We start from the raw sequence: 22,352 nt of genomic DNA on the forward strand, positions 1-22,352 counted from the left end.
TCGGCTCATCCTGGCACGACGACCGGGTCAGACGCCGGGTGCGGCCTCACCGGCGGCGAGCCGTCGCAGCACGGCGCACACCTCCGGCCCGTCGTGCGGCACCCCGAGCTCCGGCAGGCCGGCCAGCGCCTGGCTCGCGGAGCGGGCGGCGGTCGCCGTGTCGGTGGCCGCCGCGCTGACCGTGGCCAGCAGCGCGTCGTACCAGCCGTCCAGCCGGTCACCGGGCTCGTAGCCGCCGACGGCGACGACGTCCACGCCCGCCTCCGGCTGCGGCTGCGGCCGGCCGGTCCCGGGCAGCCGGCCGGCCACCCGGCCCGCCTGCCCCGGCGGCAGCGTCGCGCGCAGCTGCACGGCGACGGCGGACCGCCAGTCCGACGACGTCGGTCCCTGCGTGTCGGGGCGGTGGGGGGCGGCGCTGCGCAGCGCCAGCTCGACCGCGTCGACGCCGTGGGCCCGCTCGAGGACGGCGATGTCCAGGGAGAAGCCGGCGGCCACCTCGGCCAGCTCTCCGTCCGGCGAGATCCCGACGGTGACCAGCCCGCGCCAGCCCACCTCGGCCAGCCGGCCGGCGGCGGCCGGCACCGCGGTCCGCCCGTCCGGGGTCCACGAAACGCGGGCGATGCCGGCGGCGCGGTCGCGGGAGACCGGCGTCGGGAAGCGGAGCCCCTCGTCGGTGACCCAGGCGAGCAGCCCCCGCTCGCTGGCCGGCTCGACGCCGTCGCCGCCGAGCCGCTCGAGGACGTCGGGGTCGGGGCCGACCCAGACCAGGCCCGCCTCGCGCACCGCGGCGGCCAGCCGGGCGTTGCCCGCCAGCGCCGGCGGCACGGGGAGGACGGCGGAGACCCCGCTGCGGCGCGCGGCCTCCACGATGCGGTCGACGGCGAGGTAGGACTCGGTGGCCGGCGCGGGGCCGAGCAGCACCGCCTCGTCGGCCAGCCGCACGTGCCGCGCCGAGCGCTCGGCCTCGGAGTGCACCGCCACGGCCTTCACGCCCAGGCGGGTGAGCGAGGTGATGACGCCGCACGCGGCCGGACCGCGTCCCGCGACGAGCACGCTCTCGATCCCCAGCTGTGCCACTGCTCCTCCTGCGTCCCCGCCCCGCGCATGCGCGCCCTCGCCTCGTGAGAGGCTGGAGTTGTCAGCTTGGCGGTTCCGGCTCCGACGCGCACGCCACGTGCGCCGTCTCACGTCGACCGCATACCCCGGGCCCGGGCGGGCCCACCGGCAGAGAGAGGAGGGCAGCGATGTCCAAGCGTGGACGCAAGCGTCGCGCTCGCAAGAAGAGCGGCGCCAACCACGGCAAGCGCCCCAACGCTTGATGACAGGCCCGGGAGCATCGCAGCGAGGAACGAGCGAGGAGCGGACCGGGCCGCGGAATCGAGCAATGTGGAGAGCTTGAGCTCCTGCCCTCGTCGAGGGCCGCGGATGCTCGAAGGCCCCGTCCCGCAGCTGCGGGACGGGGCCTTCGCCGTCCTGGGGTCAGAGCAGAAATGGCCATTTCTGCCCCGGGGCTACTCGCCGGAACGCTCCACCGTGAGCCGCTCGACGGTGACCTGGGTGCCGTCTTCCTCGAAGGAGACGCTGGTCAGCTGCATCTTGATCCGCTCGCGGAGCGAGGGCGGCGGCACGTCGCCACCGCAGCGGCGCCGGACCAGGGCCTTGAACTCCTGCTCGATGCCGAACTCGCGCAGGCAGGAGGAGCAGTCCTCGAGGTGCTCGGCGATGATCCCGCGGCGGGCATCGCTGGTCTCGTGGTCCAGGAACTCGAAGACGTGGGTGAGCACGTCGTCGCAGGAGTTGATCTCGATCGGCTCGCCGGCCTGAGGTGCGTCGTCGGACATCAGGAGCTCGCCTCCTCACCGGCTCCGGCGCGGACGAAACCGCGCTCGCGGGCGTAGTCCGCCAGCAACTTCTGCAGCCCGCGGCGGCCGCGGTGCAGCCGGGACATCACCGTGCCGATGGGCGTGCCCATGATCTCGGCGATCTCCTTGTAGGCGAACCCCTCGACGTCCGCGAGGTACACCGCCAGCCGGAAGTCCTCGGGCAGCTGCTGCAGGGCCTCCTTGATGTCGGAGTCCGGCAGGTGGTCCAGCGCCTCGATCTCGGCGGAGCGCAACCCGCTGGAGCTGTGCTCCTCGGCGGCGTACAGCTGCCAGTCCTGCACCTGGTCGGTGGGGTACTGCTGTGGCTGGCGCTGCTTCTTGCGGTAGCTGTTGATGTAGGTGTTGGTCAGGATCCGGTACAGCCAGGCCTTGAGGTTGGTGCCCTCGGCGAACTGGTGGAAGGCCGAGTAGGCCTTCACGAACGTCTCCTGGACCAGGTCCTCGGCGTCGGCGGGGTTGCGGGTCATCCGCAGCGCCGCCGGGTACAGCTGGTCGAGGTAGGGCAGGGCGTCCCGCTCGAAGCGGGCGTCCCGCTCGGCACGGGTCTCGGCGACCTCCGTGCGGCTTCCGCCCTCGCGCGCCTCGGGGACCTCCACCTGCGCGGGGGTCTGACCGGGCTCGTCGACCACGGGCTCCTCGGGCACCGACCGTCCTCTCTGGGCTCCCCGGGTGCGGGGGACCACGTCGATCGATCCTAGCCGCGCGGCATCCGGGCGGCCTGGTGGCCGCCGGGGCGCGACCCGCGGACGGGCGTTCGAGAGGGTGCTGCTCACGGCCGGTGCAACCGGGCCGGTCGCGCGCCGATTCCCGGTCGGCTCCGGAAAGGCGGCCGCGTCCTAGGCTCCCGGCGTGGCGTCCACCCCCGCCGTGCGGGTCCTCGAGAAGCACTCGGTGCCGCACACCCTGCACACCTACGACGTCGGTCAGGTCGGCGACGCCGGCTACGGCGAGGCTGCCGCGGCCGCGCTCGGCGCGGACCCCCGGCGGATGTTCAAGACGCTGGTCACCGCGGTGGACGGCGCCCTGACGGTGGCCGTCGTCCCGGTGGCGACGACGCTGGACCTCAAGGCGCTCGCCGCCGCCGTGCGCGGGCGGAAGGCGGCCATGGCCGACCCGGCCGACGCCGAGCGCGCGACCGGCTACGTGCGCGGCGGGATCAGCCCGCTGGGCCAGCGGAAGGCGCTGCCGACGGTGGTCGACGAGTCCGCGCTGGATTTCGACACCGTGCTGGTCAGCGCGGGCCGGCGCGGCCTGCAGGTCGAGCTGGCGCCCGGCGACCTGGTCCGGCTGACCCGCGGGCGCACCGCACCCATCGCTCGCTGACCGCCGCGGTCAGGGCCGCCCGTAGGGCGTGAGCAACTGGTCGACCGGGGCGTGGTCGTCGGTGAGCACCTCGGCGTCGCCGACGAAGGCGTCGAGATCGGCACCGGAGGAGAGCCGCCAGGCCAGGTCGTTGTCGATCATCGCGGCGGCGATGGCCTCGGTGTCCAGCGGCCGCTGCGAGGCCACGGCGATGACGTTGCCGCCGTCCTCACCGGTGAGGATCGGCACCCGGGCCAGCACCACCACGTGCGCGAACACCTCGCGCAGCGTCGCGAGCTCCGCGCGCACGAACCCCAGCGGCGGGTTGTCGATCAGGTTGACCGCGTAGACGCCGTCGTCGGCCAGCGCCCGGTCGACCAGCCGCAGCGCCTCCCGGGTGGTGAGCTGCCACGGCACGGACAGCCCGCCGAAGGCGTCCCCGATGACGAGGTCGCGCTCCCCCGCCCGGCTCGTCGGCCAGCCCGACCCGGCCGTCGGCCACCCGGACCTGCAGCTCGTCGGAGGTCTCCAGGGCCAGCTGCTCGCGGTCGATCGCGACGACACCCGGGTCCACCTCGACGACCAGGCTGCGCGTGCCCGGGCGCACCTCGGCCAGGTAGCGGGGCAGGGTCAGCCCGCCGCCGCCGACGTGCAGGGCCGAGATGGCCGCGCCGGCCGGGAACGCGGCGTCGGTCACCGACGCGATCGCCCGCACGTACTCGAACTCCAGGTGCGTCGGGTCGGCGAGGTCGACGTAGGAGTGCCGGAGGGTGTCCAGGAGCAGCACCCGGCCGGAGTCCCGCTCGGGATCGGCCACCACGCGGGCGCAGTGGTAGGCCGTCTCCTCCTCGCACGGCGTGGGCGCGACGGCGGCCAGCCCGGCCCCGACCACCGCCAGGACGACGAGCGCGACCGGCGCCCGCCCGTACCCGCTGCCCCGCTGCAGCAGGATCCCGAGCGCCACGCCGACCGCGACGGTGACCACGCCGGTGCCGACCAGGACCACGCTGCTCGGGAGGATCGCGATCAGCAGGAAGCCGGTGACGAACGTGGCCGCGATCGCCCCGAGCGTGCCGATGCCCGAGAGCCGGCCCACCACGGCGCCGGTCTCCTCCAGGTCGGACAGCTGGAGCTTCACCACCATCGGCGGCACCGCCGACAGCAGCGCCGCCGGCACCACCACGGCGACCGCGGCCAGCAGCAGCACCGCCCCGGCGTCCGCGCCGCCGACCAGGGACCCGGTGAAGCGCACCAGCGGGAGCACCGCGATGACCAGGGCGCCGCCCGCGACCATGAGCGGTGCGATCAGCCGGCGGGGATCGATGCGGTCGGCCGCGGCCCCGCCGGTCCACGCGCCGAGGGCGATCGCGGCGAGGGCGAACCCGATGACGGCGGTGCTGGTCTGCAGCGTGACGCCGACGTAGGGGGCGATGAGCCTCAGGCCGACGATCTCCATGACCAGCACGGCGGCGGAGCTGAGGAAGGTGACGGTGGCGGCGACCCATCCGGCCAGCGGGGCGGGGGGTGCCGCGGTGGGCGGGGAGGTCCCGGCGGGCACGGACTCCTCGGCGGGCACGGACTCCTCGGCGCGTGCGGCCACGTCAGAACAGCGCCGGCTGGTCGGCCGGCTCCGCGACGGTCTCCGCGCGATAGGTCAGCTGCCGGCCGTTGTTCGCGACGTTGTTCACCGCGGTGCTCACGGGGCGCAGCTCCAGGGCCTCGACGACCTCGGGCGGGGTCGGGCCGCTGAGCTGCTCGACGTCCTCGCGGGCGGGGTCCAGCCAGTCCGCCCACCGGTCGCGCGGGAGGACCAGCGGCATCCGGTCGTGGATCTCGGACAGCGCCCCCACGGCCGGCGAGGTGACGACGGTGCAGGTGTAGAGGCGGTCCTCCCCGCGGCCCCACACCTCCCACAACCCGGCCAGCGCGAGCACCGAGCCGTCCTGCGGGGTGATGAAGTACGGCTGCTTGCCCGGGCTGTCCAGCCGCTTGGCCCACTCGTACCAGCCGTCGGCCGGGACGATGCAGCGGCGCGTGCGGGCCGCCGTCCGGAAGGCCGGCTTGTCGGTCAGCGACTCCACCCGGGCGTTGATCATGCGGTTGCCGATCGACACGTCCTTGGCCCAGGACGGGACCAGGCCCCAGCGCACGGCGCGCAGCTCGCGGTGGCCGCCGCCGGTCAGCGCGCCCTCGGCGTCCCGCTCCTTCTTCCAGCGGACGACGTGCACGTCCTTGGTGGGCGCGACGTTGTAGTCGGCCGGCACCGCGTGCTGCCCGCCGGCGGGCACCGCCTCGAACTCCAGCGCCAGGTCCTCGGGCTTGCGACTGGCGGCGTAGCGACCGCACACGGGCGTCTCCTCGCACCGGATCTGCTGACCGTTCGCACTCTAGGTGCCCCCACCGACAGCGCGCCCCGCCCGTGACAGCGGGAGGCGTTTGGGGTACCCCTCTGTCGGAACAGCCGACGAGAGACGAGGATCACCGCGTGACCGTGACGCAGAACGCCCCCACAACCGCCAGCGACAGCGCCTCCCGGCGCTACGCGACCGTCAACCCCTTCACCGGCGAGACGGAGAAGGAGTTCCCGTTCACCGAGACGTCGGAGATCGACGGCATCATCGGTACGGCGCACAGCGCCTACCTGGCGTGGCGCGACCGCTCCGTCGAGGAGCGCGCCGCCGTCGTCCAGAAGGCCGCCGAGCTGCTGGACGAGCGGATCATGGACTACGCCGCCCTCATCACCAAGGAGATGGGCAAGCGCCGCGACGAGGCCGTCGGCGAGCTCTTCCTCTGCTCGATGATCCTGAAGTACTACGCCGGCAACGGCCCGAAGTTCCTCGAGCCGACCTCGATCGAGCCGATGATGGGCGGCGGCGAGGCGGTCATCGAGACCAAGCCGGTCGGCGTGCTCCTGGCGATCGAGCCCTGGAACTTCCCCTTCTACCAGGTCGTCCGCGTCGCCGGCCCGAACCTGGTGCTGGGCAACACGGTCATCCTCAAGCACTCCGAGATCACTCCGCAGTGCGCCGTGGCGATCGAGCAGCTGTTCCGTGACGCCGGCGCTCCCGAGGGCGCGCTGATCAACACCTTCCTCAAGATCGAGGACGTCGAGCAGGTCATCGCCGACCCCCGCATCCAGGGCGTGACGCTGACCGGCAGCGAGCGGGCCGGCTCCTCGGTCGCCGCGCTGGCCGGCAAGCACCTCAAGAAGTCGGTGCTGGAGCTCGGCGGCAGCGACCCGTTCATCGTGCTCGACGGCGAGGACATCGAGGCCAGCGTCAAGGCGGCCACCGCGGGCCGCATGGGGAACACCGGCCAGGCGTGCACGGCGTCCAAGCGGCTGATCGTCACCGAGGACGCCTACGAGCCCTTCGTCGAGGGCCTCAAGCAGGCGTTCGGCATCTTCACCCCCGGCGACCCGGCCGACCCGACGACGTCGCTCGCGCCGCTGTCGAGCGAGAAGGCGGCCCAGGACCTGCAGGCGCAGATCCAGGACGCCATCGACAAGGGCGCCACGGTCGTCGCCGGCGGCCAGCGCCCCGACCACGCGGGCGCGTTCGTGTCGGCCACGATCCTCACCGACGTGACCCCGGACATGCGGGCCTACCGCGAGGAGCTCTTCGGGCCCGCGGCCGTCGTCTACAAGGTGAAGGACGCCGACGAGGCCGTCGCGCTGGCCAACGACAGCGACTTCGGCCTCGGTGCCACGGTCATGGGCAGCGACGTCGAGGCCGCGCGGGCCGTGGCCGAGCGGCTCGAGGCCGGCATGGTCTGGATCAACCAGCCCACCGGCTCCTCCCCCGAGCTGCCCTTCGGTGGCGTCAAGCGCTCCGGCTACGGCCGCGAGCTCTCGGAGCTGGCCATGTTCGAGTTCGCCAACCGGCGGCTGCTGCGCACGGTCCCGGTCAAGAAGGCCGAGAAGCCGCAGGCCGGCTGAGCACGTGCGCGGAGGTGCGGCGCAGGCGGCGCAGACTGATCACGTGAGTGACGTCTGGCCCGCGCCGCACCACCAGTCCCCCGTCGACGCCGTCGTGCCCCTGCCCGGGTCCAAGTCGCTGACCGCCCGGGCCCTGGTGCTCGCGGCGCTCGCCGACGGGCCCAGCCGTCTGGTGCACCCCCTGAGGGCGCGCGACACCGACCTCATGGTCGGTGCCCTGCGTGCCCTCGGGGTGGGCATCGAGGACGACGGCGACGACTGGCTGGTCACGCCGGCCCCGATGCGGGGTCCGGCGACGGTCGACGCCGGGCTGGCCGGCACCGTCCTGCGGTTCTTCCCCCCGGTGGCCGCCCTCGCCGAGGGCGCGGTCACCGTCGACGGCGACCCCCGCCTGCACGACCGCCCCAACGCCGGCCTGCTCGACGGGCTGCGCGGGGTCGGCGTCCGGATCGACGACGGGGGGCGGGGCAGGGCCCCGTTCACCGTGCACGGCACCGGCCGGGTGCGCGGCGGTGCCGTCGAGGTCGACGCCAGCGAGTCCTCCCAGGTGGTGTCCGGCCTGCTGCTGGCCGCCGCCCGGTTCGACGAGGGCATCGAGCTGACGCTGGCCGGTGGGCTGCCGTCGCTGCCGCACGTCGACATGACGGTCGTGACCCTGCGCGAGCACGGCGTGGACGTCGTCGCGACCGACCGCGGCTGGCGGGTGGCACCCGGTCCGATCGCCGCGCTCGACCGCGTGCTCGAGCCCGACCTCTCCAACGCCGCGCCGTTCCTGGCCGCGGCCCTGGTGTGCGGGGGGCGGGTGACCGTGCCCGACTGGCCCGAGGTCACCACCCAGCCCGGCGCGCAGCTGGACCGGCTGCTCTCCCTGATGGGCGGCACCGCCGAGCGGACCCCCGAGGGGATGCGGTTGACCGGCACCGGCCAGGTGCGCCCGCTCGTCGCCGACCTGCACGAGGTCGGTGAGCTGACCCCGGTGCTCGCGGCGCTGTGCGCGCTGGCCGACGGCCCCTCCCGGCTCACCGGCGTCGCGCACCTGCGCGGGCACGAGACCGACCGGCTGCAGGCCCTCGACGAGGTGCTGACCGCCGTCGGCGCCACCGTGCGGCAGCTGCCCGACGGCCTGGAGATCGAGCCCGGGCCGCTCCGCCCGGCCCGCCTGGACTCCTACGCCGACCACCGCATGGTCATGGCCGGCGCCGTGCTCGGTCTGGCCGTCGAGGGCGTCGAGATCGCCGACCCCGGCGCTGTCACCAAGACGCTGCCGGACTTCACCGACAGGTGGGCCCGGCTGCTGGGCGAGACGGCCGGAGCGCCCCGCTGAGCGGGCACCGCCGCGACGCCCGGCGGATGGACGAGGACGACGTCCGGATCCGCCCCGGCCGCCGGGGGTCCCGCCCGCGCACCCGCATCCGGCCCGCACACGAAGACGCCGTCCCCGGCCTGGTCGTGGCCGTGGACCGCGGCCGGATGACCGTCCGGGTCGACGGCCCCGACGGCGCCGTCGACGTCACCGCGATGCGCGCCCGCGAGCTCGGCAAGCACGGTGTCGTCGTGGGCGACCGGGTGCGGCTGGTGGGCGACACGAGCGGCCGCACGGACAGCCTGGCCCGGATCGTCACCATCCAGGAGCGGACGACGTCGCTGCGCCGGACCGCCGACGACACCGACCCCACCGAGCGGGTGGTGGTCGCCAACGCCGACCTGCTGGTCATCGTCACCTCGATCACCGACCCGGAGCCCGCCCTGGGCTTCCTCGACCGGTGCCTGGTCGCCGCCTACGCCGGCGGCCTGGAGCCGCTGCTCTGCCTGACCAAGAACGACCTCGCCTCGGCCCAGCCGCTGCTCGACCGGTACGCCGGCCTGCGGCTGGACGCGGTCCCGATGTCGCGCGAGATGCCGCTGGACGACCTCCTCGACCGGCTCCGCGACCGGATGAGCGTCTTCGTCGGCCAGTCCGGCGTGGGCAAGTCCACGCTGGTCAACCGGCTGGTCCCGGACGCCCTGCGGGCCACCGGTGACGTCAGCAAAGATCGGCAAGGGGCGGCACACGTCGTCGTCGGCCGTGCTCTTCGACCTCCCCGGCGGCGGGACCGTCATCGACACCCCGGGCATCCGGTCGTTCGGCCTCGCGCACGTCACGTCCGGGGACGTCCTCTCCTCGTTCGACGAGATGGCCGACGTCGCCGCGGACTGCCCGCCCGGCTGCGGCCACACCGCGGAGGACCCCGACTGCGCGCTGGACGCCTGGGCCGCGGCCGGCCCTCCGGAACGGCAGGAACAGCTCGCCGCCCTGCGGGTCCTGCTGGGCGCCGTCGGCCAGGTCGGCCCCGGGTACTGACCTCAGCGATCCCTCGGCGACCTGACAGCACTGCTACTTGACATGGCCGGGTACCTGGCGAGACAGTGCACAGGTGACCGGTCACGACCCGCAGATGCTCAAGGGGGTGCTCCCCCTCGTGCTGCTGCGCCTGGTCGCCGACGCCGAGGACTACGGGTACGCCGTCGTGCTCCGGCTGCACGAGCTCGGCCTGGCCGAGCTCACCGAGGGCACGGTCTACCCGGCGCTGACCCGGCTGGAGGCGCGGGGGCTGATGAGCTCCCGGCTGGTCCCGTCGTCGTCGGGCCCGGCCCGCAAGTACTACGCGATCACCCCCGCGGGCAGCGAGGAGCTCGCCCGCGGGGCGGCCGCCTGGGAGTCCCTGGCCGCCACCGTGCACGCCGCCCTGTCCCGCACCGCAGCGAGGAGCGACCGATGACCGTCCGCGACCGGGTCCGGATCGAGCGGGCCGTGCAGTCCTACGACTGGTGGCTGGACCTGCGGGGCGCGCCGCGGCGACGGCGGCGCGAGCTGCGCACGGAGCTGCGGTCGAACCTGCGGGACGCCACCGCGCACGTCGGCTCCCGGGCCGCGGTGTCCGGGCTGGGCAGCACCCGGCAGATGGCCGCCGAGGTCGTCCCCGAGGACCCGACCCGGCCCCGGTGGACCGCCGGGCTGCAGGCGGGGGGCGCCGCCCTGGCGATCGCCGTCCTGGTGGCCCTGCTCGCCGGCCTGGCGTGGGCCGACGGCGCCATGAGCGCCGACGCGAACTCCCCGGCCCGCGGTTCGGTGGCGCTGCTCCCGGGATCGTCGATGGAGTACGAGCCGCTGGGCGACGGGTTCTCGGTGTCCACGGGCGTGGGCTGGCTGCCGCTCGCGGTCGGCGTGCTGGTCTTCGTGGCCGTCGCCCGCCCCTGGCGGGCCCTCCGGGCTCAGACCTCGACGGTGCCGCCGCTGCGCCAGTAGACGCCGGCCTCCCGGGACAGGAAGCCCTCGTCCACCAGGTAGCGGCGCAGCGCTGCGACGTCGGGGTGCCAGACCGCCAGGAGCACGTTGACCTCGCGCTCGGGGTAGCGGACGCCGGGCTCGAAGACCCGCACCAGGTGGTCGAGCACCACCAGCCGCTTGCTGCGCTGCGCAGGGATCGACGTCAGCCGGCCGTCGCGCACGAACGCCGAGAGCACGGCGTCCTCGGCAGGGTCGTCGGACAGCGGCTCGGGTGGCGGGGCGGCCTCGGCGGCGGCCCGTGCGGCGGCGCCGAACAGCTCGGCGCGCAGCTCGAGATCGTGCCGGTCGCGCACCACCAGCCCGGCACGGGCGAGCCGGCGGGCCGCGAGCGCGACGTCCTTCAGGGGCAGCCCGGCGGCCGCCGCGACCTCCTCGATCGTGCCCGCGCCCAGCGCCAGCGCGGCGACGACCCGGAGCCGCACGGGGTCGGCCAGCAGCCCGGCGATGGTCGCTGCGTCCACGCCCCGACGGTAACCAGACCGCAGCGCCCGGCGCCTCGGGCGGCACGCGGTCCAGCGGAACCGGCCGCACCACCAGTAGGTTCGGTGCCCATGACGTCGGGGCGGGGTTTCTCGGAGGACATGCGGCTGGCACACGTGCTGGCCGACCAGGCCGACTCGATCAGCATGGAGCGCTTCAAGGCGCAGGACCTGCAGGTCGAGACCAAGCCCGACCTGACCCCGGTGACCGACGCCGACCGGGCGGTCGAGGAGCAGCTGCGCATCACGCTGAGCCGGGCGCGCACCCGCGACGCGGTGCAGGGCGAGGAGTTCGGCACCACCGGCCACGGCTCCCGCAAGTGGGTGCTGGACCCGATCGACGGGACGAAGAACTTCGTCCGCGGCGTGCCGGTGTGGGCGACGCTGGTCGCGCTGATGGACGGCGACGAGCCCGTCGTCGGCCTGGTGTCGGCCCCGGCGCTGAACCGGCGCTGGTGGGCGGCCAAGGGCGTCGGCGCGTGGACCGGCCGCCGCCTCGAGAACGCCGTCCGCTGCACCGTGTCCGGGGTGCGCTCGCTGGACGACGCGAGCCTGTCCTACTCCAGCCTGTCCGGCTGGGAGGAGCGCGGCGTCCTCGACGGCTTCCTCGACCTGACCCGGTCGGTGTGGCGCACCCGCGCCTACGGCGACTTCTGGAGCTACATGCTGCTGGCCGAGGGCGCGGTGGACATCGCCTGCGAGCCCGAGGTCTCGCTGTGGGACCTCGCCGCCCTCGACGTGATCGTGCGCGAGGCCGGCGGCCGGTTCACCGACCTCGGCGGCACCCCCGGCCCTGCGGGCGGCAGCGCCCTGGCCACGAACGGCGCGCTGCACGACGCCGCCCTGCGGCACCTGCGCCCCGCGACCCCCTAGGCCGCGGGGCCGCCCGGTTCAGTGCGCGGGGCCGGTGCCCGTACCGCCCTTGCCGCCGCCCTGGAACTTCCGGCGCGCCTCGTCGATCTTGGCCTTGGTCCTCGGGTCGTTGGCCAGTTGCTGCGCCTTCTCGGTGGCCTGCTTGATCGCCTGCTTGCCCTTCGGGCTGTTCGCCAGCTGGACGACCTTGTTGAACAGCGATGCCATGCGGCCCGCCCTCCTCATCGGTGACCGCGGGTCCGTGGACCGGCCCGTGTGGTGGTCCAACGGTCGCAGGGCGACGGGCGTTCCGCCGGGTCAGCCGGCGGAGCCCGACCAGCGCCGGGCGGCGTCGGCGAGCCGCGCGTCGGACCGCGGCCGCACCGGGGGCTCCGGACGGCGCCGGGGCACCACGTCGACGCCGACCCCGCGGGCGGCGAGCACCGCCGCACCGATCGCCGAGGCGCTGCGCAGCGGCAGGTGGCCCACCGGCCGGCCCAGGACGTCGGCCAGCACCTGCCGCACCACCGCCGGGCGGGCGCCGCCGCCGGTGACGACCACGGGCGTTCCGTCGTCCCGGAGGTCGAGCGAGCGCACCGCCGCCGCCACCGCGAACGCCACGCCCTCGACCGCCGCCCGGGCCAGGTCCACGCGGGTGGTGGTCGCAGAGAGCCCGGTCCAGCCGCCGCGGTCGTCCGGCCCGGCGATCCCGCCGCGCTCGCCGGTGAGGAAGGGCCGGAACAGCGCTCCCCCGGCGCCGGGCGGGCCGGCCGCGGCGGCGTCGAAGAACCCGTCCCAGCCCAGGCCCAGCACCTCCCGCACCCACGCCCAGGCCGAGCCGCCGTTCTGCAGGGCCGCCATGGCGTACCAGCCGCCCTCGACGTCGGCGTAGGTGTGCGTCGAGGGGTCGGCGGCGGGGTGGGGCGCGGACGCGGGACGCAGCACCTGGATCCCGGTGCCGAGGTTGATCTGCAGCCCGCCGGTCGTGCCGGCCGCCAGCAGCGCGAGCGGGGTGTCCGCGCCGCCGACCACGACCGGCACCTCCGCGCCGCCGAGCGCCGTCGTCCCGACCACCGCCGTGCCCGGCCGCACCTCGGGCAGCAGCTCCGGCGCCACCCCCGCCGCGGCCGTGGCCGCCGCCGACCAGCCGTCGGCGACGACGTCCCACAGCAGCGTGGCCGAGGCGTCGCTGCGGTCGGTGACCGCGACGTCGGCGCCGGGGACCAGCGCCGCCCGCAGCGCGTCCTTGGGCAGCAGCACCGCGGCCGCGCGCTCGAGCACCCCCGGTTCGTGGGCGGCCAGCCAGGCGAGGACCGGCCCGGTCATGCCGGGGACGAGCGGATTGGCCAGCGCCGCCCGGTCGGCCTCCGGGAGCCGCCGCCAGCGGGCCAGCTCGGCGGCCGCCCGCCCGTCGGGCCAGAGCACGGCGGGGCGCACGGGCCGGCCCGCGGCGTCGACGAGCACGGCGCCGTGCATCTGCCCGGACAGGCCGAGCGCCCCGACCGGCCGCCCGCCGAGCGCGGGGACGACGTCGCCGAGCGCCGCCTCGAGCGCCGCGCGCCACACCCGGACGTCGGTCTCCGCCCACCCCGGCCGCGGGCGGTCGACGGCGTGGTCGCGCTCGGCCTCGGCGACGACGACGCCGCCGGCGTCCAGCGCGACGAGCTTCAGGCCGCTGGTGCCGACGTCGGCGCCGAGGAAGACGGGCTCGGTCATGGGTGGGCCGTCACGGCCGGGCCGTCACGAGCCGCCGTCGTCCGCCAGGAAGCCGACCAGCGCGCCGGCGAACACCGGGGAGCGCACCGCGCCGAGGTGGTCCCCGGGCACGGTCACCAGGCGGGCGCCGGGGATCGCGTCGGCCAGCACCTGCGGGTGAGCGGCCAGTGGGTCGGAGTCGCCGGCCAGCACGAGCGTGGGCGCCGCGATCGCCCCCACCGGGAACGGCTCGGTGCGCACCGCCCGGACGTGCGCGGCGAGGGCCTGCCGGTCGGCGCCGGTGCTGTCGGCGAAGGTGCGGAACGCCGCAGCGGTCGGGTCGGAGATCGACGCGGGGTCATCGGTCTCGAGCGCGTCCGCCAGAGCGGTGGAGCGCACCGCCCGCATGTCCCCCCGGCCCCGCTCCAGCACGGCGGCGCCGATACCGCCGACCACCAGCCGGCGCACCCGGGGGTCGCTGCCGGCGAGCACCAGCGAGACCATCCCGCCCATCGAGTAACCGGCCAGGTCGAAGGTCTCCAGGCCCAGCTGGTCGGCGACCGCGGCCAGGTCCCCGGCCATCGCGGCCTCCCCGTAGCGCTCCGGGTCGTGCGGCTTGTCGGAGGCGCCGTGACCGCGGGCGTCGACGGCGACCACCGCGCGGCCGTCGGCCAGCAGCGCCGCCACGACGCCGCTGTCCACCCAGTTGCGCAGGCTGTCGGCGGCGAAGCCGTGCTGCAGCAGCACCGCCGGCCGGTCGCCGGGCACCCCCCACCGGTGCACCGCGACCTCGACGCCGTCCCGGCCGCGCACCCGGCTCGTCACCGGCGCCGGAGCGCTCATGCGGAGCGCTCCGGGCTGTCGCCGTAGGCGTAGCCGCTGTCGGGGTACCGGGTGCCCTCGGCGGCGCCGGGCGGCGCGATCGCCTCGAGCCGGGCGAGGTCCTCGGCGCTCAGCTGCACCGCCGCAGCGGCCGCGTTCTCCTCCAGGTAGCTGCGCCGCTTCGTGCCGGGGATCGGGACGACGTCCTCGCCCTGCGCCATCACCCACGCCAGCGCCAGCTGACCGGCCGAGACGCCCTTCTCCTCGGCCATCGCCCGGACGGCGTCGACCAGCCGGAGGTTGGCCCGGAACGCCTCGCCCTGGAAGCGCGGCTGGTTCTTGCGGAAGTCGTCGTCGTCGAAGTCGTCGGGGCTGGTGATCGCGCCGGTGAGGAAGCCGCGGCCCAGCGGGCTGAACGGCACGATGCCGATGCCGTGCTCGCGCGCGACGCCCAGCACCGAGTCGCCACCCGCCCCACCACCCGCAGCCAACTCCAGGTCGCGGGTCCACAGCGACCACTCGCTCTGCAGCGCCGCGATCGGGTGCACCGAGACCGCCCGCCGGATCGAGGCGGCGCTGGCCTCCGACAGCCCGAGGTACCGCACCTTGCCCTGCTGCACGAGCTCGGCCATGGCGCCGACGGTGTCCTCGATCGGGACCTTGGCGTCCACCCGGTGCTGGTAGTAGAGGTCGATGACGTCGACGCCGAGCCGCCGCAGGCTGGCCTCGGCGCGGGCCCGCACGTTCTCCGGCCGGCCGTCGATCCGCATCCGGCCGCGCTCGTCGCGGGAGATGGAGAACTTGGTGGCCAGCTGCACCTCGTCGCGGCGGGCGGCGATCGCCTCGCCGACCAGTTCCTCGTTGTGCCCGTCGCCGTAGACGTCGGAGGTGTCCAGGAAGGTGATGCCGAGGTCGAGTGCGCGGTGGATCGTCGCCACGGACTCGGTGCGGTCGGCGGCGCCGTAGCTCTGGCTCATGCCCATGCAGCCGAGGCCGAGGGAGGAGACGGTCAGGCCGCCGAGGGTGCGGGTGCCGGGTGCGGGAGAGGTCATGGGCGCATCTTCGTCCCGGTGACCAGGGCGGGCACCTCTGGTGGGATCGTGGACCCCGGGTCCTGGTGGTCAGGGCCCGCGAGGAGGCACGCCGTGCAGTACGCCGAGTCCGTCATCGACCTGGTCGGCAACACCCCGCTGGTGCGGCTGTCGTCGATCACCCGGCACCTCGGGCCCGACGCCCCGCTGGTGCTCGCGAAGGTCGAGTACCTCAACCCCGGCGGGTCGGTGAAGGACCGCATCGCCGTCCGCATGGTCGACGCCGCCGAGGCCAGCGGCGAGCTGCAGCCCGGCGGCACCATCGTCGAGCCCACCAGCGGCAACACCGGCATCGGGCTGGCCCTGGTCGCCCAGCAGCGCGGCTACAAGTGCATCTTCGTGTGCCCCGACAAGGTCGGGCAGGAGAAGATCAACGTGCTGCGCGCCTACGGCGCCGAGGTCGTCGTCTGCCCCACCGCCGTCGACCCCGCCGACCCGCGCTCCTACTACTCGGTGTCCGACCGGCTCAGCCGCGAGACACCCGGCGCCTGGAAGCCCGACCAGTACTCCAACCCGAACAACCCGCGCTCGCACTACGAGACCACGGGCCCGGAGATCTGGGCGCAGACCGAGGGACGGGTCACGCACTTCGTCACCGGCGCGGGCACCGGCGGCACGATCAGCGGCGTCGGTCGCTACCTCAAGGAGCAGTCCGGCGGGAAGGTCCAGGTCATCGGCGCCGACCCCGAGGGCTCGGTCTACTCCGGCGGCACGGGCCGGCCCTACCTGGTCGAGGGTGTCGGCGAGGACTTCTGGCCGAGCACCTACGACCAGGAGGTCGCCGACGAGATCATCGCCGTCTCCGACGGCGACTCGTTCGCGATGACGCGGCGCCTGGCCCGCGAGGAGGGGCTGCTCGTCGGCGGCTCCTGCGGCATGGCCGTGGTGGCGGCGATGCGCGTGGCCGAGCGGCTGACCAAGGACGACGTCCTGGTCGTGCTGCTGCCCGACGGCGGGCGTGGCTACCTGAACAAGATCTTCAACGACAACTGGATGGCCGACTACGGCTTCCTCGAGGCCGGCGCCGGCGAGACCGTGGGCGAGCTGCTCGAGGCCAAGGGCGGCAGCACCCCCACGCTGGTGCACACCCACCCGAACGAGACCGTCCGCGACGCCATCGACATCCTGCGCGAGTACGGCGTCAGCCAGGTGCCGGTCGTGCGCGCCGAGCCGCCGGTCACCGCCGGCGAGGTCGTCGGCTCGATCGACGAGAAGACGCTGCTGGACGCGCTGTTCGCGGGCAAGGCGTCGCTGGCCGACCGGGTCGAGAAGCACATGTCGCCGCCGCTGCCGATCGTCGGCTCCGGCGAGGCGGTGAGCGCCGCGGTCGCCCAGCTGGGCGGCGCCGACGCGCTGCTCGTGCACGTCGACGGCAAGCCCGCCGGCGTCGTCACCCGGCAGGACGTGCTGGGCCACCTGGCCGGTCTGACGTCTGCGGGGCTCACGCCTACGGTCGCGTCATGACCGGCTTCAACACCCGCGCGATCCACGCGGGCCAGGACCCCGACCCGGCGACCGGCGCGGTGATCCCGCCGCTGCACCTGACGACGACCTACAAGCAGGACGGCGTCGGCGGGCTGCGCGGCGGGTACGAGTACAGCCGCAGCGGCAACCCGACCCGCGACACGCTGCACGCGGCGCTGGCCGCCCTCGAGGAGGGCACGACGGCCCTGGCGTTCGCGTCGGGCCTCGCGGCCGAGGACACCCTGCTGCGCACCACCTGCCGGGCCGGCGACCACGTCGTCCTGGGCGGCGACGCCTACGGCGGCACCTTCCGGCTGATCTCGCGGGTGCTCTCCGAGTGGGGCCTGGAGCACACGCCGGTCGACCTCGCCGACCCCGACGCGCTGCGGGCGGCCATCCGCCCGACCACCCGCGTGGTCTGGTGCGAGACGCCCAGCAACCCGCTGCTGAACATCACCGACATCGAGGCGACGGCGGCGATCGCGCACGAGGCCGGCGCGCTGCTCGTCGTCGACAACACCTTCGCCTCGCCCTACCTGCAGCGGCCGCTCACCCTCGGTGCCGACGTCGTCGTGCACTCGACGACGAAGTACCTGGGCGGGCACTCCGACGTCGTCGGCGGCGCGCTGGTCACGCGGGACGCCACCCTCGGCGAGCAGCTGGCCTACAACCACAACGCGATGGGCGCGGTCGCGGGCCCCTTCGACGCGTGGATGGTGCTGCGCAGCCTGAAGACGCTCGGCGTGCGGATGGACCGGCACTGCGCCAACGCCGCCCGGGTCGCGGAGTTCCTGTCCGGGCACGACGCCGTCGCCTCGGTGCTCTACCCCGGCCTGCCCGAGCACCCCGGCCACGACGTCGCCGCGCGGCAGATGTCCGGCTTCGGCGGGATGGTCTCCTTCCGGCTGCGCGCCGGCGAGGAGGCGGCGCTGCGGGTCTGCGAGCGGGCCGAGCTGTTCACGCTGGCCGAGTCGCTGGGCGGCGTCGAGTCGCTCATCGAGCACCCCGGCCGGATGACGCACGCCAGCGCCGCGGGCTCCCCGCTGGAGGTGCCGTCGGACCTCGTGCGGCTGTCGGTCGGCATCGAGGACGTCGACGACCTGCTCGCCGACCTCGAGCGCGCGCTGAGCTGATCCGGTTCGCGCCCGCATGCGCCTGGGAGTGGTCTCCCCGGCGCATGTGGGCACGCTGGTGCGCATGAGCGCGCTCAGCGCCCTCCCGAACTTGGTCCGGGCCCGACGAGTCATGCGAACTCGGGCCGATCAGCCGGCGATGACCACGAGTTCGCATGACTCGGCGCGCTCAGCGCGGGAGGGTGAGGATCCTCGGCCCGTCGTCGGTGACTGCGACGGTGTGCTCGACGTGCGCGGCGCGGCTGCCGTCGGCGCTGCGCAGCGTCCAGCCGTCGGCGTCCACCCGGTAGTCGTCGCTCCCCCCGCCCAGGAACCACGGCTCGATGGCGATGACCAGCCCGGCGCGCAGCGGCACCCCGCGCCCGGCCCGCCCCTCGTTGGGCACCGACGGTGCCTCGTGCATCGAGCGGCCGACGCCGTGCCCGCCCTGGTCGGTGTTGATGCCGACGCCACCGGCCCGGCCGACGGCACCGATGGCGGCGGAGATGTCGCCGATCCGGTTGCCGACGACGGCCGCCGCGATGCCGGCCGCCAGGGCCCGCTCGGTGGTCGCCACGAGCTCCAGGTCCTCCGGCCGCGGCGTGCCGACGGCGAAGGTGATCGCGCTGTCGCCGACCCAGCCGTCGAGCACCGCGCCGGCGTCCACGCTGAGCAGGTCCCCGTCCTGGAGTTCCTCCGGGGTCGGGATGCCGTGCAGCGCGACGTCGTTCACCGACAGGCAGACCACGCCGGGGAACGGCGGGGTCGTCGACAGCGGCGCGTACCCCTCGAACGGCGAGGTCGCACCGGCGTCGGCCAGCACCTCGCGGGCCACGGCGTCGAGCTGGGTCAGCCGCACGCCGGGTGCGGCAGCGGCGCGGACGGCGGCCAGCATGTCGGCGACGACAGCGCCCGCGGCCCGCATCGCGTCGATCTCACCGGGTGTGCGCAGCTCGATCACGCGGACTCCCCCGGCGCGGCGGTCAGCACGGTCGTGAAGTGCTCGACGACCGGGAACGGCTCGTAGAAGGAGTGCAGCTCGGCCTTCCAGTCCTGGTAGGCCGGGGAGCCGCGGAACCCCTCGGTGTGGGCCTCCAGCGAGTCCCACTCCACGAGCAGCAGGTAGCCCGTCCCCCGCTCCAGGCACCGGGACAGCCGGAGGCCGCGGAAGCCGGGCGAGGCGGCGATCAGCCGCCGCGCCCGGCCGAAGGCCGCTTCGAAACGGTCCTGCTCGCCCTCCCGGACGGTCAGCAGCGCGTGCTCGAGGATCACGCCCGCGACGCTATCGGCCGCCGCGGGCGGCCGGCCGGTCGGGGCAGGTCAGCTCTCCGAGCCGGCGACCAGGTCGGCGTAGTCGTCGTGCTTGCCGATCCACCCGCGCACGAACGAGCACCGCGGGACGACGGAGCCGCCCTGGGCGCGCACGTCGTCGAGGGCGCCGCGGACCAGCGTGCTGCCGAGCCCGGACTGCCCGGCGTCGGGGTCCACCTCCGTGTGCGTGAACACGAAGGTGGACCCGTCGCGCTGGTAGTCGGCGTGACCGAGCAGGCGGTCGCCGTCGCGGATCTCGTAGCGGTTGGCGTCCGGGGCGTTGGTGACTGTGGGCTCCATGCCCAGCCCCTACCCGCGAGCGGCCGCTTCGATCACTCCGCCAGGGCGAGTGCCCGTGCGGGGCAGGACTGGACGGCGTCGCGGACCGCGTCCAGCTCGCGGGCCTCGGGTTCCTCCCGGTGCAGCTGGAGGACGCCGTCGTCGTCGAGCTCGAAGACGTCGGGCGCCAGGGACTCGCACACGCCCGAGCCGACGCAGCGCTCGCGGTCGACCTGCACCCGGCTCATCGCTGCCCCGTGAACCGCGCCGGCAGCCGCTTGAGGCCGTTGACGAAGGAGGAGCGCAGCCGGTCGGGCTCGCCGGTGATCTCCAGGTCGGGGCAGATCTCGAACAGCCGGCGAAAGGTCACCGCCAGCTCGCGGCGGGCCAGGTGGGCGCCCAGGCAGAAGTGCGGTCCGTGCCCGCCGAAGCCGACGTGGTTGTTCGGGTTGCGGCTGACGTCGAACCGGTGCGGGTTCTCGAACGCCTCCGGGTCGCGGTTGGCCGCGGCGTAGAACAGCAGGAACTTGTCGCCCTCCTTGAAGGAGTGGCCGTTCACCTCGCCGTCCCGGGTCGCGGTGCGGCGCATCCAGGTGACCGGGCTGACCCAGCGGACGATCTCCTCGACGGCGGTCTTGTCCAGCGACGGGTCGGCCATCCAGGCGGCGCGCTGGTCCGGGTTCTCCGACAGGGCGAACAGGCCCTGCGCGATCGCCGTGCGGGTGGTCTCGTTGCCGGCCACCAGCAGCAGGATGAAGAACGAGGCGATCTCCTGGTGGGTCAGCTTCTCGCCGTCCACCTCGCTGTTGACCAGCGCCGTCGTCAGGTCGTCGGTGGGGTTGGCGACGCGCTCTGCGGCCAGCCGCTCCATGAGCGCGGCCATGTTCATGCCGGCCTCGAGGAGCGCGGTGAGCGGGTCCTCCTCGTCGGTCAGCTCGGGGTCGCCGCCGGAGAGGATGGTGTTCGAGGCGTTGAGGACCAGCAGGCGGTCCTCCTCGGGGACGCCCATCATGTCGCAGATGATGCGCAGCGGGATCGGCGCGGCGATGTCGGCGACGACGTCGATCGAGCCGTCGCCCGCCTCGGCCTTGGCGCGGGCCTCGACCAGCACCTGGTCGACGATGCCGATCACGGAGTCGAGGACCTGCTCGAGCATCCGGGGCGTGAAGGTCTTGGCGACGATCCGCCGGATCCGCGCGTGCCGCGGGTCGTCCATGCTGATCATCGAGCCGTAGAACTCGCTGAGGTCGGCCGGCAGGTCCTGGATGGACACCGCGCCCTTGCCCGAGCAGAAGGTGGCCGGCTCGGAGCTGATCGCGTCGAGGTCGGCGAGGCGGGTGACCGCCCAGTAGCCGGGGCCGGGCTCCATGCCCTCCATCACCGGCTCCTCGAAGTGGGCGATGGGGCGCTCGGCGCGCAGCTTGTCGAAGACCGCGTGCCGGACCGCCGGCGGCTCCGCCCAGAAGTCGCGGTCGGAGAGGTCGATCGCGTCGATGTCGAGCGCATCGACGTCGACGGAGCCGGCAGGGGTGTTCACGGACACGGGGCGCCTCACTGTCGGGCAGATGAAAACGGTCAGCGCTGACGCTAATCAGCGGAGGGGTGACGCACAACACTCGGGTGCCCCCGATTGCGCCACCCCTCCCCCGCGCGGCCGGTTCAGACCAGAGCGGGGACCCGCAGCTCGCCCGCCGCGGCCCCGGTCAGCCCGCGGCGGCGCAGCTCCGGCAGCACGCCCTCGCCCACCCAGTAGGCCTCCTCCAGGTGCGGCTGCCCGGAGAGGATGACGTGCTCGACGCCGACAGCGGCGTACTCCTCGATCAGCGAGGCGACCTCGGCGTGGCTGCCGACCAGCGCCGTCCCGGCCCCCTGCCGCACGAGGCCCGGTCCCGCCCACAGGCCGGGGTGGATCTCCAGCCGCTCGTTGGCGCCGTTGCGCAGCGCGGCCTGCCGGCGCTGGCCCTCGCTGTCAGCAGCGCTGAACTTCTCCTGGGCGCGGGCGATGACCTTCGGGTCCATGCGGGCCTGGATGCGCCCGGCCTCGGCCCAGGCCTCCTCGGAGGTGTCCCGGGCGATGACGTGCGCGCGGATGCCGAAGCGCAGCGTGCGGCCGTGCCGGGCGGCGCGCTGCCGCACGTCCTCCACCAGCTCGCCGACCTGGGCCGGCGGCTCGGTCCAGGTGAGGTAGGTGTCGGCCTGCGCCGCGGCCACCTCGCGCCCGGCCGGGCTGGCACCACCGAAGAAGATCTCCGGCGCGACCGCGGGCGGCCGGGCCACGGTGGCGCCGGCGACGCGGAAGTGCTCGCCCTCGAAGTCGAACGGGACGCCGGACCAGGCGCCCTTCAGCACCTGGAGGAACTCGTCGGTGCGCGCGTAGCGCTGGTCGTGGTCCAGCCAGTCGCCGAAGCGGCGCTGCTCCTGCAGGTCACCGCCGGTCACCACGTTGAGCAGCAGCCGCCCACCGGAGAGCTCGGCGTAGGCGGCGGCCTGCTGGGCGGCCAGCGTCGGGGTGATCAGGCCCGGCCGGAAGGCGACGAGGAACTTCAGCGTGCTGGTCTGGCCGAGCAGCGCCGCCGTGGTGATCCAGGCGTCGCTGCAGTAGGTGCCGGTCGGGGTCAGCACGGCCTCGAAGCCGAGCGACTCGGCGGCGCGCGCGACCTGGCCGAGGTAGTCCAGCGTGGGCGGGCGGTCGACCGAGCCGGCGCCGGCGGCCTTGGCGGCGCCGACGACCTCGCGCCCGTCGCCGGAGGTGGGGAGGAACCAGTGCAGGTGCAGGGACATGCCAGTACTCCGGGGT

25 protein-coding genes and 2 pseudogenes are annotated in these 22,352 nt (G+C 74.8%); 10 read left to right on the forward strand and 17 right to left on the reverse strand.

Annotated features, from left to right (window positions below):
• Positions 1 to 27 precede the first annotated feature (27 nt).
• Positions 28 to 1,077: a biotin carboxylase N-terminal domain-containing protein gene (locus JKP75_RS14790; protein WP_200490559.1), complete on the reverse strand. Its 1,050-nt coding sequence runs from the start codon at positions 1,075 to 1,077 to the stop codon at positions 28 to 30.
• A gap of 167 nt (positions 1,078 to 1,244) precedes the next feature.
• On the opposite strand from JKP75_RS14790, the gene JKP75_RS24700 reads away from it, so the two are divergent.
• Complete coding sequence (locus JKP75_RS24700; protein ID WP_014742531.1) at positions 1,245 to 1,319, forward strand: 50S ribosomal protein bL37; 75 nt, start codon at positions 1,245 to 1,247, stop codon at positions 1,317 to 1,319.
• A 192-nt stretch (positions 1,320 to 1,511) separates the two neighbouring features.
• Here the strand turns inward: JKP75_RS24700 and rsrA are convergent, their stop codons facing one another.
• Both rsrA and JKP75_RS14800 read right to left on the reverse strand, forming a co-directional pair.
• On the reverse strand, positions 1,512 to 1,841 hold the full coding sequence (gene rsrA / locus JKP75_RS14795; protein ID WP_200490558.1) for a mycothiol system anti-sigma-R factor: 330 nt from the start codon (positions 1,839 to 1,841) through the stop codon (positions 1,512 to 1,514).
• Positions 1,841 to 2,527 carry a sigma-70 family RNA polymerase sigma factor gene (locus JKP75_RS14800; protein WP_309229877.1) on the reverse strand — a complete coding sequence of 229 codons (687 nt, stop codon included), beginning with the start codon at positions 2,525 to 2,527 and terminating at the stop codon, positions 1,841 to 1,843. Before JKP75_RS14800 ends, rsrA begins: the two co-directional genes overlap by 1 nt.
• Positions 2,528 to 2,732: 205 nt before the next feature.
• Between JKP75_RS14800 and ybaK the strand changes: the two genes are divergently transcribed.
• Positions 2,733 to 3,206 (forward strand): Cys-tRNA(Pro) deacylase, encoded by a 474-nt coding sequence (ybaK, locus tag JKP75_RS14805; RefSeq protein WP_200490557.1) that lies wholly within the window; start codon positions 2,733 to 2,735, stop codon positions 3,204 to 3,206.
• A gap of 9 nt (positions 3,207 to 3,215) precedes the next feature.
• On the opposite strand, the gene JKP75_RS22995 is transcribed toward ybaK, so the two are convergent.
• From JKP75_RS22995 to JKP75_RS14815, 3 genes and pseudogenes are all read right to left on the reverse strand, one after another.
• Positions 3,216 to 3,749, reverse strand: a complete 534-nt coding sequence (locus JKP75_RS22995) for a fused MFS/spermidine synthase (RefSeq protein ID WP_309229878.1) — start codon at positions 3,747 to 3,749, stop codon at positions 3,216 to 3,218.
• A pseudogene (locus JKP75_RS14810) lies at positions 3,712 to 4,641 on the reverse strand (fused MFS/spermidine synthase); the annotation flags it as partial. The pseudogene JKP75_RS14810 and the gene JKP75_RS22995, both read right to left, overlap by 38 nt.
• Before the next feature lie 145 nt (positions 4,642 to 4,786).
• Complete coding sequence (locus tag JKP75_RS14815; protein WP_200490556.1) at positions 4,787 to 5,533, reverse strand: SOS response-associated peptidase; 747 nt, start codon at positions 5,531 to 5,533, stop codon at positions 4,787 to 4,789.
• Between the two features lie 137 nt (positions 5,534 to 5,670).
• Here JKP75_RS14815 and JKP75_RS14820 point away from each other — a divergent pair, with 137 nt between their 5' ends.
• The 5 genes and pseudogenes from JKP75_RS14820 (at position 5,671) to JKP75_RS14840 (ending at position 10,408) form a co-directional block, all read left to right on the forward strand.
• The gene (locus JKP75_RS14820; RefSeq protein ID WP_200490555.1) at positions 5,671 to 7,122 is read left to right on the forward strand and encodes an NAD-dependent succinate-semialdehyde dehydrogenase; all 1,452 of its coding nucleotides are present in this window, start codon (positions 5,671 to 5,673) and stop codon (positions 7,120 to 7,122) included.
• A 43-nt stretch (positions 7,123 to 7,165) separates the two neighbouring features.
• Positions 7,166 to 8,446: a 3-phosphoshikimate 1-carboxyvinyltransferase gene (gene aroA, locus JKP75_RS14825; RefSeq protein WP_200490554.1), complete on the forward strand. Its 1,281-nt coding sequence runs from the start codon at positions 7,166 to 7,168 to the stop codon at positions 8,444 to 8,446.
• 194 nt (positions 8,447 to 8,640) lie between these two features.
• Positions 8,641 to 9,463 (forward strand): annotated as a pseudogene (gene rsgA, locus JKP75_RS14830) (ribosome small subunit-dependent GTPase A).
• Positions 9,464 to 9,536: 73 nt separating this feature from the next.
• Complete coding sequence (locus tag JKP75_RS14835; RefSeq protein ID WP_200490552.1) at positions 9,537 to 9,881, forward strand: PadR family transcriptional regulator; 345 nt, start codon at positions 9,537 to 9,539, stop codon at positions 9,879 to 9,881.
• Positions 9,878 to 10,408: a hypothetical protein gene (locus JKP75_RS14840; protein WP_200490551.1), complete on the forward strand. Its 531-nt coding sequence runs from the start codon at positions 9,878 to 9,880 to the stop codon at positions 10,406 to 10,408. Before JKP75_RS14835 ends, JKP75_RS14840 begins: the two co-directional genes overlap by 4 nt.
• Here JKP75_RS14840 and JKP75_RS14845 read toward each other — a convergent pair.
• On the reverse strand, positions 10,375 to 10,911 hold the full coding sequence (locus JKP75_RS14845; protein WP_200490550.1) for a DUF2087 domain-containing protein: 537 nt from the start codon (positions 10,909 to 10,911) through the stop codon (positions 10,375 to 10,377). The two genes, JKP75_RS14840 and JKP75_RS14845, sit on opposite strands and share 34 nt — an antisense overlap.
• A 90-nt stretch (positions 10,912 to 11,001) precedes the next feature.
• Between JKP75_RS14845 and hisN the strand changes: the two genes are divergently transcribed.
• Positions 11,002 to 11,802 carry a histidinol-phosphatase gene (gene hisN, locus JKP75_RS14850; protein WP_200490549.1) on the forward strand — a complete coding sequence of 267 codons (801 nt, stop codon included), beginning with the start codon at positions 11,002 to 11,004 and terminating at the stop codon, positions 11,800 to 11,802.
• Positions 11,803 to 11,820: 18 nt separating this feature from the next.
• On the opposite strand, the gene JKP75_RS14855 is transcribed toward hisN, so the two are convergent.
• The 4 genes from JKP75_RS14855 to JKP75_RS14870 form a co-directional block, all read right to left on the reverse strand.
• Entirely contained in the window at positions 11,821 to 12,009 is a 189-nt protein-coding gene (locus tag JKP75_RS14855) for a hypothetical protein (protein ID WP_200490548.1), read from the reverse strand.
• A gap of 90 nt (positions 12,010 to 12,099) precedes the next feature.
• Positions 12,100 to 13,497: an FGGY family carbohydrate kinase gene (locus tag JKP75_RS14860; protein ID WP_200490547.1), complete on the reverse strand. Its 1,398-nt coding sequence runs from the start codon at positions 13,495 to 13,497 to the stop codon at positions 12,100 to 12,102.
• Between the two features lie 24 nt (positions 13,498 to 13,521).
• Positions 13,522 to 14,319 (reverse strand): alpha/beta fold hydrolase, encoded by a 798-nt coding sequence (locus tag JKP75_RS14865; RefSeq protein ID WP_200490546.1) that lies wholly within the window; start codon positions 14,317 to 14,319, stop codon positions 13,522 to 13,524.
• The gene (locus JKP75_RS14870; RefSeq protein ID WP_200490545.1) at positions 14,316 to 15,350 is read right to left on the reverse strand and encodes an aldo/keto reductase; all 1,035 of its coding nucleotides are present in this window, start codon (positions 15,348 to 15,350) and stop codon (positions 14,316 to 14,318) included. The genes JKP75_RS14865 and JKP75_RS14870 overlap by 4 nt, the downstream gene beginning before the upstream one ends.
• Before the next feature lie 93 nt (positions 15,351 to 15,443).
• Here JKP75_RS14870 and JKP75_RS14875 point away from each other — a divergent pair, with 93 nt between their 5' ends.
• Together JKP75_RS14875 and JKP75_RS14880 are read left to right on the forward strand one after the other, a co-directional pair.
• Positions 15,444 to 16,853 carry a cystathionine beta-synthase gene (locus JKP75_RS14875; protein WP_200490544.1) on the forward strand — a complete coding sequence of 470 codons (1,410 nt, stop codon included), beginning with the start codon at positions 15,444 to 15,446 and terminating at the stop codon, positions 16,851 to 16,853.
• Positions 16,850 to 17,986: a cystathionine gamma-synthase gene (locus JKP75_RS14880; RefSeq protein ID WP_200490543.1), complete on the forward strand. Its 1,137-nt coding sequence runs from the start codon at positions 16,850 to 16,852 to the stop codon at positions 17,984 to 17,986. Before JKP75_RS14875 ends, JKP75_RS14880 begins: the two co-directional genes overlap by 4 nt.
• Before the next feature lie 169 nt (positions 17,987 to 18,155).
• Here the strand turns inward: JKP75_RS14880 and map are convergent, their stop codons facing one another.
• From map to JKP75_RS14910, 6 genes are all read right to left on the reverse strand, one after another.
• A complete protein-coding gene (map, locus tag JKP75_RS14885) occupies positions 18,156 to 18,926 on the reverse strand; it encodes a type I methionyl aminopeptidase (protein ID WP_200490542.1) in 771 nt (256 codons plus the stop codon).
• The gene (locus JKP75_RS14890; RefSeq protein WP_200490541.1) at positions 18,923 to 19,237 is read right to left on the reverse strand and encodes an antibiotic biosynthesis monooxygenase; all 315 of its coding nucleotides are present in this window, start codon (positions 19,235 to 19,237) and stop codon (positions 18,923 to 18,925) included. The genes map and JKP75_RS14890 overlap by 4 nt, the downstream gene beginning before the upstream one ends.
• Positions 19,238 to 19,285: 48 nt before the next feature.
• Positions 19,286 to 19,576 (reverse strand): GNAT family N-acetyltransferase, encoded by a 291-nt coding sequence (locus tag JKP75_RS14895; RefSeq protein WP_200490540.1) that lies wholly within the window; start codon positions 19,574 to 19,576, stop codon positions 19,286 to 19,288.
• A gap of 32 nt (positions 19,577 to 19,608) precedes the next feature.
• A complete protein-coding gene (locus tag JKP75_RS14900) occupies positions 19,609 to 19,803 on the reverse strand; it encodes a ferredoxin (RefSeq protein WP_200490539.1) in 195 nt (64 codons plus the stop codon).
• Positions 19,800 to 21,092: a cytochrome P450 gene (locus JKP75_RS14905; RefSeq protein WP_309229879.1), complete on the reverse strand. Its 1,293-nt coding sequence runs from the start codon at positions 21,090 to 21,092 to the stop codon at positions 19,800 to 19,802. Before JKP75_RS14905 ends, JKP75_RS14900 begins: the two co-directional genes overlap by 4 nt.
• A gap of 122 nt (positions 21,093 to 21,214) precedes the next feature.
• Positions 21,215 to 22,336, reverse strand: a complete 1,122-nt coding sequence (locus tag JKP75_RS14910; protein ID WP_200490538.1) for an LLM class flavin-dependent oxidoreductase — start codon at positions 22,334 to 22,336, stop codon at positions 21,215 to 21,217.
• Positions 22,337 to 22,352 lie beyond the last annotated feature (16 nt).

Source organism: Blastococcus sp. TML/M2B, from assembly GCF_016612865.1.
In the GTDB taxonomy this organism is placed as follows: domain Bacteria; phylum Actinomycetota; class Actinomycetes; order Mycobacteriales; family Geodermatophilaceae; genus Blastococcus.